General features: G+C 57.3%; 12 protein-coding genes. 1 reads left to right on the forward strand and 11 read right to left on the reverse strand.

Features of this window, described 5'->3' with window-relative positions:
* From JRJ26_15715 to JRJ26_15730, 4 genes are all read right to left on the reverse strand, one after another.
* A partial coding sequence (locus JRJ26_15715) for a beta-aspartyl-peptidase (GenBank protein MBW2058934.1) occupies nt 1–626 on the reverse strand: 626 nt, incomplete at its 3' end.
* A gap of 295 nt (nt 627–921) precedes the next feature.
* Nucleotides 922–1,797 carry an acyltransferase gene (locus tag JRJ26_15720; GenBank protein ID MBW2058935.1) on the reverse strand — a complete coding sequence of 292 codons (876 nt, stop codon included), beginning with the start codon at nt 1,795–1,797 and terminating at the stop codon, nt 922–924.
* A gap of 245 nt (nt 1,798–2,042) precedes the next feature.
* On the reverse strand, nt 2,043–2,558 hold the full coding sequence (locus JRJ26_15725; protein ID MBW2058936.1) for a 4Fe-4S dicluster domain-containing protein: 516 nt from the start codon (nt 2,556–2,558) through the stop codon (nt 2,043–2,045).
* 20 nt (nt 2,559–2,578) lie between these two features.
* The gene (locus JRJ26_15730) at nt 2,579–4,342 is read right to left on the reverse strand and encodes an aldehyde ferredoxin oxidoreductase family protein (protein MBW2058937.1); all 1,764 of its coding nucleotides are present in this window, start codon (nt 4,340–4,342) and stop codon (nt 2,579–2,581) included.
* Nucleotides 4,343–4,887: 545 nt separating this feature from the next.
* Here JRJ26_15730 and argF point away from each other — a divergent pair.
* A complete protein-coding gene (gene argF / locus JRJ26_15735; protein MBW2058938.1) occupies nt 4,888–5,820 on the forward strand; it encodes an ornithine carbamoyltransferase in 933 nt (310 codons plus the stop codon).
* 348 nt (nt 5,821–6,168) lie between these two features.
* Here the strand turns inward: argF and JRJ26_15740 are convergent, their stop codons facing one another.
* From JRJ26_15740 to JRJ26_15770, 7 genes are all read right to left on the reverse strand, one after another.
* Entirely contained in the window at nt 6,169–7,200 is a 1,032-nt protein-coding gene (locus JRJ26_15740; protein ID MBW2058939.1) for a histone deacetylase family protein, read from the reverse strand.
* A 66-nt stretch (nt 7,201–7,266) separates the two neighbouring features.
* Nucleotides 7,267–8,298, reverse strand: coding sequence for an extracellular solute-binding protein (locus JRJ26_15745; protein ID MBW2058940.1), 1,032 nt, complete (start codon nt 8,296–8,298; stop codon nt 7,267–7,269).
* Between the two features lie 66 nt (nt 8,299–8,364).
* Nucleotides 8,365–9,213, reverse strand: coding sequence for an ABC transporter permease (locus JRJ26_15750; protein ID MBW2058941.1), 849 nt, complete (start codon nt 9,211–9,213; stop codon nt 8,365–8,367).
* The gene (locus tag JRJ26_15755) at nt 9,210–10,109 is read right to left on the reverse strand and encodes an ABC transporter permease (GenBank protein ID MBW2058942.1); all 900 of its coding nucleotides are present in this window, start codon (nt 10,107–10,109) and stop codon (nt 9,210–9,212) included. The genes JRJ26_15750 and JRJ26_15755 overlap by 4 nt, the downstream gene beginning before the upstream one ends.
* Nucleotides 10,109–11,209 (reverse strand): ABC transporter ATP-binding protein, encoded by a 1,101-nt coding sequence (locus JRJ26_15760; protein ID MBW2058943.1) that lies wholly within the window; start codon nt 11,207–11,209, stop codon nt 10,109–10,111. Before JRJ26_15760 ends, JRJ26_15755 begins: the two co-directional genes overlap by 1 nt.
* 312 nt (nt 11,210–11,521) lie before the next feature.
* On the reverse strand, nt 11,522–12,853 hold the full coding sequence (locus tag JRJ26_15765; GenBank protein ID MBW2058944.1) for a glutamine synthetase: 1,332 nt from the start codon (nt 12,851–12,853) through the stop codon (nt 11,522–11,524).
* A gap of 144 nt (nt 12,854–12,997) precedes the next feature.
* Nucleotides 12,998–13,174, reverse strand: coding sequence for a hypothetical protein (locus JRJ26_15770; GenBank protein MBW2058945.1), 177 nt, complete (start codon nt 13,172–13,174; stop codon nt 12,998–13,000).
* Between the last annotated feature and the right edge of the window lie 79 nt (nt 13,175–13,253).

The raw sequence follows: 13,253 nt of genomic DNA on the forward strand, positions 1-13,253 counted from the left end.
AGATCGAAGAGTCGATCCATCCGTTCGGGTCTTCTCCCCACGTGGATGTGCACCACCCCCTTCCTTCCACCGATCAGGCCGCCCAGAAAGGAGTCCTTGGCCACCTCGGCCAGGTCACTGAGAGAGGCAAATGAAGCCATCGCTTCTGAGATGGCGAATTTCACACCCAAAACCTTATCGATGACGGTTACGTCGTTGCGCACGCTTCCGGTTATGGTGGGTGAAGGGACGTTGAATGAACCCGAGTACACGTAGGTCGTTATTCCCAACTTCTCCAGGTCGCGGGCCCGTCTCACAAGATCCAGCATGTTCCTTGCGACATCCTCGCTGCCGAGGCAGCCGACAGCGGTCGTTATGCCCGACCTAGTCAGCGAACTGAACTCGATGTCCGTGGTCGCACCCGCAGGGCCTTCGTAGTCCCCTCCTCCCAGGAAGTGGACGTGCTGGTCCATAAAGCCGGGGGTTACAATTCTGTCCTCAGCGGAAATAACTTCTGCCCCCAGTTGCTCTGCCACGGAGGACAGATCCCCGCCGATCTTTGCGATCTTTTCGTCGAATATGAGTATGTCCTGGACGCCGCGGTCATCCGGGGAAAACAGATGGCCCCCTGTTATCAGCTTGAACATCCGAGTTTCCTTATCTGCCGGGTTTACCGGGATCTCCGGTCTGGCGAGAATGGCACGCTCTTTCCTGCAGGGCTGCCAGCACCAACCCTTTCCAACCAAGCAGGAGAGAAAGACCTCCCCCTAAAGGGATCACCCCCCCCACATCCAGGCAAGGGCGTGTCTGAGGACAATACATGGACTGCTGAGAAGAGTCGAAGGCGGATAATCCGTCAAAGAACAGACGATCGAGCGTCCCGAACAGATCTCAGCATCGAAACCCGTTTGGATCACCCTCTTCCTTGGAGATGGCTAGGCTTTAAGGCAACAACTCGCATATGTCGTCGTATGTCTCCGGCCTTCGATCCCTGAAAAACTGCCAGACCTTTCTCACCTCTTCGATCATGTCGATATTCAGATCGGCTACGAGGAGTTCGTCCTTGTCTCTGCTCGCCTCCGCAATGATCTCTCCCCTGGGGTTGCAGAAATAGCTTGTTCCGTAAAACTCGCCTATGTCCCAGGGCTGCTCGTGTCCCACCCGGTTGATGGCTCCCACGAAATAGCCGTTTGCAACGGCATGGGCCGGCTGTTCGAGCTTCCAGAGATACTCGGAAAGCCCGGCCACAGTGGCCGACGGGTTGAACACGATTTCCGCGCCGTTGAGCCCAAGGAGCCTGGGTCCCTCGGGGAAGTGGCGGTCGTAACAGAGATAGACGCCGATTGTTGCGTATGCTGTCTCAAAAACCGGGTATCCGAGGTTGCCGTGTTTGAAATAGAACTTCTCCCAGAAACCCGGGTGGGCATGGGGGAGGTGGTTCTTGCGGTATTTCCCGAGGTATTCCCCCCCGGAGTCGATCACGGCGGCGGTATTGTAGTAGACACCCGTAATCGCCTCTTCACATACCGGCACGACCATGACCATATCGTATTTCTTCGCAAATTCCGTCATCATGGAGACTGTAGGGCCTTCGGGGACCTTTTCCTTGAGGTCGTACCATTTCGGGTTCTGCTCGGCTGGATAATAGGGCCCGTAGAAGAGTTCCTGGAGGCAGAGGATCTGGACCCCCTTCCGGCCGGCCTCCTCTATCATCTTCACATGCTTCTCAATCATGGCCTTCTTGATGGTCTCGATGTCTTCATTACCCGACACGGTACAACCCGCCTGGATCAAGCCGCACCTGACGGTTCTAGCCATGGATCGAACCTCCTCTATTTGCTTTTCTTGTGTCAACCCATCGTGCCTTTATTCGAGATCGGCGCCTTTGCCAAGGTCCCGGACTTTGCCGGAAGCCGAAAAGGCGGAAAGTCCATGGCGAAAGGCAACAACCCACACTCTAGCCCTACGGCCTCTCCATGTCAATAGTTTTCCTCCTCTGCCGCCCTCCTTTTCAGGTATGGAGAGTGGCGTCTCCACCCTTCTGGGCTTTTGCAATCCCTCTTCTATCGGTAGCGCTCCCTGAAGATCTCGGCGATTTCGAGCCGCCGCTCTCTGGGGTCGTCCCTGCCGCTTTTCTTGGACATCTGAAAGATGCGCTCCTCAAGGGAATTGCCTTCAGGCACGGCAAAGGCGATCGCACCGGGCTGGCAGACTTTGACGCACTCAGGATCACCTCTGCAGAGGTCACACTTGCAGGCCAAGCCCTCATCGTCGAGCCAGATCATGCCGTAAGGGCAGGCCTCTACACAGACACCGCAGCCTGTACAGGCGTCTCGGTCCACAACCACCGCGCCTGTACCGTTCCGAGAGATCGCCTCCACAGGGCAGGCCTCGGCGCAGGCGGGTTCCTCGCAGTGGAAACAGACGTTGGGTACCGAAAGCCCCTCCCTTGCGAAGTTGACAAGATGGATCCTCGACTTTGAAGGTGCGAAGACCCCCTCCTTCAGACCGGAACAGACAAGGGTGCACCGGCCGCACCCCGTGCATTTCTCGATATCGACGAGAATAACCTTTTCCATGGCTGCTCCCTCCTTCTCGTTCAGGCAAGATCCGCTATCCCCAGGTCCTCGAGTTTTTCGGCAGCAGGAACCCCCTCTGAATCCCAGCCCCGTATCCGGTAGTAATGGTGGAGCATGGTTTCAAAATCATCTACGGAGAGAACCTTCCCCTCCCTGGCCCCTTTTCTGAGCGGGTGCTCCTTGAGGCGCTGTGGAATGTCGTCGTCCGCCCTTGTGAAACCGGCTTTCAGGTTGAAAAGGCGGGAGAGGTTCCAGATCCGCTCGCCGATCCGGTCGAGCTCCGATGGAGGGATTCTCTTTCCAAGGCCGTATTCCAAAAATCGAGACATGATCCGGGTGTTCACAGACCCCCAGAAATCGCAGAAGCACATGGACCACTTGATGCTGTTGCGATTCTGCCCTGCCACGACCTCCTCGGCCATCGCCTCCAGGTCGAAGGGTTTTTCGCTGAACACCGTGAAGGCCGGCATGTGGCATGCCCCCCGGTCCGATGTGGCATAGGCCAGTCCCATTCCGTAGTTTCCACGGGGATCGTAGCCGGGCAGTTCGAGGTTCTTGATCTCCATGGCGAACTCCCTGCCCCCGAACTTCTCGGCGAGGTACCGAACCCCCTGGGCCAGTTCCCTGCCGCGACCCTGGAGGTGGGCCATCTCGTCGGGGATTCTCAGGTAGTTCTCCTTGTCGCCGAAGGTAACGCCGAAGTCGTGAATGCCTCTTTCGGTCATCTCCATGGAAAAGGCGATGGTGTTTCCAGTTGAGATGGTATCGAGGCCCATGTCATCGCACAGCTCGTTGAAAAGAGCAACGGCCTCGATGTCGGCCACGGCACAGTTCGAACCTCCCAGCGCCAGGGTTTCGTACTCTGGTCCTTCCACCATGGCCTTTTCAGTGCGGACGAAGTTGCCGCAGGCCATGGGACAACTATGGCAGGCTCTGGCCCCCTTCTTGATCGACTTGACCGCATCGGAGCTGATCCTTTCCCATCCCTCGAAAGTCCCCTCCTGGAAGTTGCGGGTCGGATGGATACCCATCTCGTTCATGGCTTCTACCAGAATAGGCGTTCCGTCCGTATGGGCCCAAAGGTTCCTTTCCGTCATTAGATCTGTGGAAGAGATCTCTCGAACATAGTCGAGAAAACCGCTCATGTTCGCTACATGGACTGCGCCGGTCCCACGTATGGCGATAGCCTTGAGATTCTTGCTTCCCATGAGAGTTCCAGTCCCGTCCCGCCCGAACTGGCGATACGACTCACTCCCGATGCAGGCCATGGGCACCAGGTTCTCACCGGCCGGCCCGATGGAAAGTGTCTTGATCTCGGCATCCCCTTCGAGTTCTTTCAGTGCCTTCTCGGTTGCATAGATTCCCTTGCCCCACAGGCTCCCGGCATCTCTGATTTCTATTCGAGCGTCCTTGACGGAGAGGTAGACGGGCTTTGGGGCTTTCCCCTTGATGATGATTCCGTCATAGCCGGCATATTTGATCTCTGCTGCGACGGCTCCTCCCACACTCGACTGGAAGATCGTGCCCGACTTCGGGGATTTCGAGACGAGGATGGTCCGGCACGTGAGCGGAGCCAGGGTTCCTGCCAGCGGACCGGTCATGAAGATCATCGGATTCTCAGGTGAGAGGGGATCGACCTGCGGGTCGACCTCGTCAAAGAGGTAGCGAAAGGCGAGCCCCATTCCGCCGATGTACCGGTCAATCCAGTCCTTGCGGGTCTCCTCCACGGTAAGCTCTCCTCGTGAGAGATCGACCCTGATGATCCTGCCCTGGTAGAGATCCATGACTAACCTCCTTTGAGTGGTCTTCTTGCGCCCTGCCGGTCCAAGCGAATCGTCAGGATATTACAACAGGGGGCGGGAAAAAGGCAAGGATGATCGATCTCGGCGAGGCCAAAATCGGGCGCCTAAACCTGGAACTCCTGAAGATAGAAGCAAAACGCAATTACGTAATAGATCGACTACTATACGTTTGGCCAACTTATCATTCTGATAGTCATCTTGTCATTCTGAGGAGCGGAGCGACGAAGAATTCCGCTCCTGTTTCGATCGCTTAGCCCAGGAACAGAGATTCTTCGCTGCCCAGGGTCGCTCCGACTGGTCCCTTCACTCGGTTCAGGGCAGGCTCACGAGCAGGGCGAGGGAATGGCACAAAATGCCGATAGTCTGAGTTGACCGAGTGAAGACAGATGTGGATCAGGCGAGGGCTGCCCCCTTGATGGGCACTTCCGCTTCTGATAGGGTAGTGTACCCGTCACAGGTTGGCGCATGGAGAGTGGTCCTTATGGTCGGTGATAACGAGAGAGGCTACCGGGGGGAGGTGTTTCTTGATGCGCAGGTTTCGTGGAAGAGACTATTTGGACATTCAGGATTTCGACAGGGAGGAGTTGATACACATCCTGGACACGGCAAGGCAACTGAAACTCGATGCCAAGCGGGGTGTCTTTGAACCAATGCTGAGGAACAGGTCCGTGGGGCTCCTCTTTGACCAACCATCGACAAGAACACGGATATCCTTCGAACTGGGTGTACAGCAGATGGGAGGGATCGCCCTTTATCTGAGGCCCGGCGAGCTGCATCTCGGAAAGAAGGAGAATATCTGTGATACCGCCCGGGTCATGAGCCGCTTCCTGGATGCCATCATGATCCGGTGGAACGATTTCGAGGAGATGAAAGAGCTTGCCCGATATGCCGACATACCTGTCATCAACGGGATGTCGGATGTGAATCATCCCTGCCAGGCATTGGCCGACGTACTGACGATGATGGAGAGATTCGACACGGTAAGGGGGCTCAACGTGACTTTTATGGGCGATGGGACCAATGTCTCCCACTCCCTGGCCAAACTCTGTACCAAGCTTGGTATCAATTACACCCAGTGCGGTCCCCGGAAGTACTGGCTCCGGCCGGAATGGACAGAAGCCATCGAAGAAAACTGCAGAGACTCGGGCAGCCGCTTCAACCAGACCGAGGACGTCGGAGAGGCTACGAGGGACTGCCACGTTGTCTATACGGATGTGTGGTGGTGGATCGGCCAGGAAGCCGAAGAGGCCGAACGGAGGGAGCGTTGTATGCCCTACCAGGTGACCGAAGAGTTGCTTTCCAAGTGCGACAGGAATGTGATCTTCGAACACTGCTTGCCGGCCCTGAGGGGAGTCGAGGTGACCGACGAGGTCATGGACGGGCCCCGAAGCGCCGTCTATGATCAGGCCGAGAACCGGCTCCACACGGAGAAGGCCCTCATGGCGCTTCTAATACCCTGATCGAAAACCGGGGCATGGAGTTTCCTGGACTTTGGACCGAGGACTCTTGCAGCCAGGTAACCTTACAGTCATTTCTCTCTCTGACAGGGTAGCGCCCCTATCCCTTCGCTCCCAAGCTCACGCGGTGACCCTTTCGGGGCTCGTGGGCGGTGAACTCTTGCCCCTTCCCCACGAACACGAACCACGAACACGCCCTCTCCCCTTGCCCCTCACTCCCGATGGGGTACCCCACCGCTTAGGGTTTTTTCTCTCTTTGACAGGGGAACGGCCGTGTTCCCGGGTGCGCATGAGAGGGATCCGGCGGCCTATGAAGGGTCGAGCTCTCGGAACAGGCCTTTCGGAGAGACCCTAGGCCCCCTCGAAACCCGTGAGCAGATTGACCACGTTGATGCCGATCTGTTCGACCGCGTACCCCCCCTCCATGATAAAGAGGGTCGGCAGGGAGAGCCTGCCGATCTTTTCTCCCAACCTGAGGTAGTCATCGCTCTTGAGTCTAAACCTTGAGATGGGATCCTCCTCGAAGGTGTCCACACCAAGGGAGACCACGATCGTGTCAGGGCCGAAGTCCCGTATGATGGCAAGTCCCTTCTCGAGGGACTCCAGATAGGAAGGCCACTCCGTGCCCCAGGGCATGGGGAAGTTCCTGTTGGCCCCTTCTCCCTTGCCCTCACCGGTCTCGTCCGCATAGCCCAGGAAATAGGGGTATTCCTGGGCAGGATCTGCATGGAGCGAGACAAAGAGCACGTCGCCGCGACCATAGAAGATCGCCTGTGTACCGTTGCCGTGGTGGTAGTCTACGTCAAGTATTGCCACCCGTTCTGCTCCTTCCTTGCCCAGGAGGGCTTTGACGGCGATGGCCGCGTTGTTGAAGAAGCAGTAACCGCCGTACAGATCCATTGATGCGTGATGCCCGGGAGGGCGGCAGAGGGAAAAGACCGCCTCCTCGCCCTCCTGGATCAGTTCCACGCCGGTCATTGCCACATTGGCTGCAGAGGTCGCGGCCTGCCAAGTCCCGGAGGTAATGGGCGTACCGGCATCAAAGGAGAAGTAGCTCAATCTCCCGTCGATCGTCTCTGGCTCGGTCTGGCGCAGCGTCCTGGTGGGCCAGCAGATTGGCAGCGCATCCGTATCGCCGTGTTCTTTGCGCCACTGCTCGTGGGCCGTTTGCATGAATTCGATGAATCGCCGCGTATGCACCTGTGCGATCGGATCGAGCCCGTGGTCCCTGGGAGTAACGACTTCTCCCAGGCCCACCTCCCGGATTCGAGCCATGATACGGTCCGCCCGGACCGGGTTCTCGAAGGGCGGCATGAACCGGCCGTCGATCAACTCGTATTTCCCGTGATGAAGACGATGATCCTCGCTGAAGACTGTTATCATCGGATCCTCCGAGATGCCAGGCAGAGGGGAAGAGATGGAGGAGAGGCCTGTCTTTGGAGCCCCCCTTTACTGCATCAGCCTGGTCCAGACCCTGTCATAGAGTTTGATGCTCTTCTCCGAACAGGCCATGTTGAAGACCCTCTTGATACCCGGCGGTACGTGCATCTCCGGGGCGTTCTTCAGGTCTTCGTCCATGAAGGCTTCGCTGCCCTTTATCCCGTTGGAGTAACGGGCGAAGTTCGACTGAACAGCGGCGTTTTCGGGCTTGAGCATGAACTCGATGAACTTGATTGCATTTTCCCTGTTCTTTGCATCCTTGGGGACCACGAGGCTGTCCGCCCAACTCAGGACACCCTCCACCGGGTAGGCATACTTGATACTCGGGTTCTGCATCCTGGTGCGCATGGCATAGCCGTTCCAGTTACAATGGATGGCCACATCTCCGGAGATGAGCCTTTCGAGGATGCCGTCTGAATTGTAGACTTTGACATACGGTTTCTGCCGGAGGAGCAGCTCCTGGACCTGCTTCATCTCCCGGGGATTCTCGTTGCACTGCTCAAACCCCAGGTAGATCAGGGCCATGGGGATCACCTCGTCAGGGGAACCGAACATGGCTATCTTCCCCTGGAGTTCAGGCGGTGGTTCAAAGAGGATCTTGTAAGTGTTGATGTCTCCCTTGTACACGTCCGTGTTGACGGAGAAAGCAGTGGTACCGTTCTGCCATGGAACCGAGTATACGTTGCCCGGGTCCCATGGAGGGCTCTTCAAGCTGTCTATGATGTTTTCGTACCCCTTGAGCTGAGAAGCGTTGATTTTCTGCAGCAACCCTTCCTTGATCATTATTGGCACGAAGTTCTGCGAGGGAACGACGATATCGTATCCGCCTCCCCCGGCTTTGAGTTTTGCAAGGAGCGTCTCGTTGGAGTCATAGGTATCGAGTGTGATCTTGATTCCGGTCTCTTTTTCGAACTTCTTGATCAGGTCCGGAGAAGTGTAGTCGGTCCAATTGTAAAGAAACAGGTGCCCCTGAGCCATGACGCTCGATGCACAGAACCAGATTGCCAAGACGGCCACCAGTAAGCAATAGACCCTCTTCATTTTTGCCTCCTTTCAATTGGTGGTTGAAGGTTGGGAAGAATCGACGGCCTCTCCCCTGTGAACCCCTTATTTCCATCGCCCTATCAAGTAAGAGAGTGAAACAAAAGTGATGGAAATCGCCAGCACCACTGTTGACACCGCGTTTATCTCAGGCGTTATGCCCATCCTTACCATTCCATAGATGTACAGGGGCAGGGTGGTCGATCCCGCCTGCGCTATCATGAGAGTAATGATGAAGTCGTCCATTGAGATGATGAAGGAGAGCATGGCACCGGAGATGACGCCGGGCATGAGCAGGGGCAGGGTCACGTGACGGAACGCCTGCCACTCGTCGGCATACAGGTCCTGTGCCGCCTGCTCCAGAGTGGCATCCATGCCCTCCAATCTCGCCCGTATGGGCAGGAAAGCAAAGGGAGTGCAGAAGACGGTATGGGCGATGATCACCCTGCCCAGTCCTAGGTTGAGGCCCACGGCCGTAAAAAATGAGAGAGTGGCCACCGCCGTGACGATCTCCGGAACGATGAGGGGGAGCATCAGGACTGCATAAGAGACGTTCTGGCCTCGGAATCGATTCATTCGAACCATGACGAGAGCGGCAAAGGTAGCGAAAACGGTGGCAAAGGCGGTGGCCGTAACCGCCACGGTCAGACTGTTGACGGCCGCGCGCTGGATGTCGTCGTTGGCAAAGGCCTTTCCGTACCACTCCAGGCTGAATCCGTGCCATATGGTGGCTGAGCGGCCCGTGTTGAAAGAGAAGACCACCAGGATCAGAATGGGGAGGTATAGGAATGCGAAGAAGAACCAGGCAGTCGCGCCGAATCCGGGAAACCGGCCTATCACGAAGCGACCGGCGCGCCTGCGGGAGCCTTCCTGGATGGAGTGACTGATTGTTTGTTTCCACTTCGAATCGATCATCCGTGGTCCTCGATTCTGCTCTTCCGCGCGGGGCCTAGGATATAGATCGTCATTGCACCCAGGACGAAGGACAATAGAATCAGCGCGGCCGCCGAGCCGAAAGGCCAGTTTCGTGAGGAGGCGAACTGAAGCTGGATGAGACTGCCGATCATGAGGTGCTTGCCCCCGCCGAGAAGATTCGGGGCGATGAAAGCCCCCAGACTTGGTATGAAGACCAGCAAACTGCCTGCAACGATTCCCGGGGCCGCAAGGGGCAGGACAACCCATCGCATGAGCTGCCTGCGGTTGGCATACAGATCGTGGGCCGCCTCAAAGAGCCGGATGTCGAATTTCTCCACAGTTGCGTAGATGGGCAGCACCATAAAGGGGATGTAAGTGTAGACCAATCCTAGAAGGATCGCCCCGTCCGTATAGAGTAACGTGAGGGGTTTGTGGACTATCCCTAGAGCAGCCAGGACATTGTTGATGATGCCCGTGTCGCGGAGGATGAGGATCCAGCAGAAGGTGCGGATGAGGAGGTTGGTCCAGAAGGGGATCGTCACAAGGAAGACCAATAGATTCTTCCGGGACGGCGGCTGCATGGCCATGAAGTATGCCGTAGGAAACCCGATCAACAGGCAGAGAATGGTCGTTGCCCCTGCCAGAAGGAACGACCTCCAAAAGATAAGGAGATAGGCCTTGTTGAAAACCAGAGTGCCATCGAGGTCTCTCTCGAAGAGGAACTGAACATAGGCGTCCGGCGAGAGATGGGGTCTCACACCACCGTACGGATTCGACTCGAGAAAGGAATAGACAGCGATTATGCCCATGGGGATCACCATAAAAACGAAGATGATCCCCACCGCTGGTCCTAACCCGAGGATGCGGCGAAGTCTTTGACTGGGCGGCAGTTGCATCAGTCCATCAGGATCCGGGCGGCGCCTCGCGCCACCCTCAGTTCCACTCTGTTGCCTACCTTGAACCGGCTCTCGCCCATGATCGAATTCTGTCCCCGGACAATAATCTCGACCCCCCCATCCAGGGCTATGTGATAGGTCGTGTCCGTGCCGACATAGACGGAGTCCCTGACCTCCCCGACGAGCCCTCCCCGGACTGCTTCGCTGGCAGGCCGGAACGATATCTTTTCAGGCCGAAGGGCAAGAGTCACTCGATCACCGAGTTTCTTGTTGCCCACTTCATCCACCAGGAGTTCCATGCCCTCCCCGATAGAACAACGTGCCACTTTGCCGTCGATCCCGGAGACGGTAGCTTCCAAGAAATTGGTTTCCCCTATGAAGTCCGCCACGAACCGGTTGACAGGCTGTTCGTAGATCTCGTTCGGCGTTCCCTTCTGCTGGAGTTGGCCGAGGGACATCACGGCGATGCGATCGCTCATGGTCAGCGCCTCGACCTGGTCGTGAGTGACGAAGACGAAGGTGATGCCCGTCTCCCTCTGGAGTGTCTTGAGTTCGCCCCGCATCTCCTGGCGGAGTTTCAGATCCAGGGCAGAGAGGGGTTCGTCGAGGAGCAGGACCTTAGGCCTTGGAGCGAGCGCCCTCGCCAGGGCCACCCGCTGTTGCTGTCCGCCCGAGAGTTGGGTGGGTTTGCGGTGGCCGAATTCCCTCATTTTCACCAGCTCCAGCATCTCCTCAACCGTTCTGGTGATCTCCCTCTCATCCTTGCCGAGCATCTTCAGGCCGAATCCAACGTTCTCGGCCACGGTCATATGGGGGAACAGGGCGTAGTGTTGAAAAACCGTATTGACAGGACGCTTCTGTGGAGGAAGGCCCCTTAGGTTCTTGCCGAACAAGAGGATTTCTCCACGGGTCGGCTCGTCGAAACCGGCTATCAGGCGGAGCAGCGTGGTCTTGCCGCATCCAGAAGGCCCGAGTAGTGTAAAGAACTCGTTGTCGTTGATGGCAAGGGAGACGTTCTCCAAAGCGGTGACCGGCCGGTTGGTATCCCGATCGAAAACCTTGGTGACGTTGTTCATCACGATCGCCGACTCTGCGGCCATGGAATACCACCTTCTTCCTTCCCGGCACCCCGGCCGGAACGAGACCTCTTCCCTCTCTACCCGCCGGGGGTATATGTCGAAACAGCCGCCTCTGCAGCCGTGATAGTATAGTAGCAGAGATGCCGATAGGTCAAGACGGAGATACCCGGGAGTTTCCTGGCCTTCAGGCGGCACTCTTCCGGCAGAGCGAGACAGTGGAGGCACTGGGGTATCTGCCGGCTGTGCCCGGCGCAGGTACGGGGAGCGGGGCTATTGGAGAGATATTTTGTCGGCCTTGGAGCTTCGAGCTTCCCTACCCCCGGCTCATGGTGATCAGAGAACGGAGAGGTACTCGTCAAGCTCCCACCCAGTGACCTGGGATGCGTATTGCTTCCATTCCACCTTCTTGTCCTCGATCAGCTTGGTGAAGAGGTGGTCGCCCAGGGTGGTTCTCACGAGATCGCTCTCCTCGGCCAGCCTGATCGCCTCCCAGAGATTTTCGGGCAGGGAGCCGATACCGAGTTCTTCCCTTTCGGAGTCGGTCATCTCGTAGACGTTCCGCTCCACAGGTTCGGGGCAAGGGTAGTCTTTTTCGATTCCCTCGAGTCCTGCAGCGAGCATCACGGCAAAGGCCAGATAGGGATTGCAGGCCGGGTCCGGCGAGCGAAATTCGATCCTCGTTGCAGACGGCTTGTTGGGCTTGTATTGGGGGACACGGATGAGGTCCGAGCGGTTCCGGAGGGCCCAGGAAAGATAGACCGGAGCCTCATACCCGGGGACCAGCCGCTTGTAGGAGTTCACCCACTGGTTGGTGATCAGGGTGATCTCCGGGGCATGTCGCAGCAACCCTGCGATGTACTTCTTGGCCGTTTCCGAGAGATGGTACTTGTCTTCCGGGTCGAAGAAGGCGTTCTCATCTCCCCGGAACAGGGACATGTGCGTGTGCATGCCGCTGCCGTTCACGCCGAAGAGCGGCTTGGGCATGAAAGTCGCATGGACTCCGTGGTTGAGGGCCACCTGTTTGACGACGAGCCTGTAGGTCATGACCGTATCGGCCATGGTCATGGCATCGGCGTACCTCAGGTCGATCTCGTGCTGGCTCGGGGCCACCTCATGGTGGCTGTATTCCACTCCGATCCCCATCTTTTCGAGAATCAGGATCGTCTCCTTCCGGAGATCTGTCGCCACGTCGAGAGGGGTGAGGTCGAAATAGCCCCCCTTGTCCAGGCCCAGGGGTGGGGACTCTGCGCTCTTGAAGTAGAAGTATTCCAGTTCCGGTCCCACGTAGAAGGTGTAGCCCATCCGGGCCGCCCTCTGCAGCGTCTTTTCCAGGATCCACCGCGGATCTCCCTCATACCGGTCGCCATTGGGCTCCATGACGTCACAGAACATCCTTGCCACCCGCTGGTCCTCTCCCCTCCAGGGGAGGACGCAGAAGGTGTTGGGATCCGGGAGAGCCACCATGTCGCTCTCATCGATGCGTGCAAACCCCTGAATCGAGGACCCGTCAAACCCCATCCCCTCTTCCAATGCCCCCTCCAACTCCTCGGACGTGATGGCGAAACTCTTAAGAAAGCCGAGAATGTCGGTGAACCAGAGCCGGATGAACCTCACCCTTTGCTCCCGTGCCGCCTTTAGCACAAAGTCCCGGTCCTTCTCTTCCATAGGCGCCCTCCACGGCTGAAACCTTTCCCCTCTTTCTACCTTTGAAGCAGCAGATTTGTAGATCCCTCCCCACTGCCGCAGGGGTGAAGGTAACCCTCCCCGCAGCCGCCCCGCCTCGATCCCCGTCATATGCCGCCCCGCCGGCTATTTCCGCTGTTCTTGAATCCTCCGGCTGAGCATGGCCACCTCGCCTTTGAACTCATCCGGAGTGATTACGCCTTTCTTGATGAGCAGGCGTACCAGGGCTTCCTTTTCGATCATCTGGGATTGGATGAGGTCTTCGATAGTCTTGATGGATTGTCGATCCAGGGTATTTCCCATACTTCCCCCATGAGGCTGACACCTAGAAGGTAGCATTCCGGATTCCCAGTGTCAACAGATGCGTGTCTTTAGTCCTCCG

It is taken from the genome of Deltaproteobacteria bacterium, from assembly GCA_019308905.1.
GTDB lineage: Bacteria > Desulfobacterota > BSN033 > WVXP01 > WVXP01 > JAFDHF01.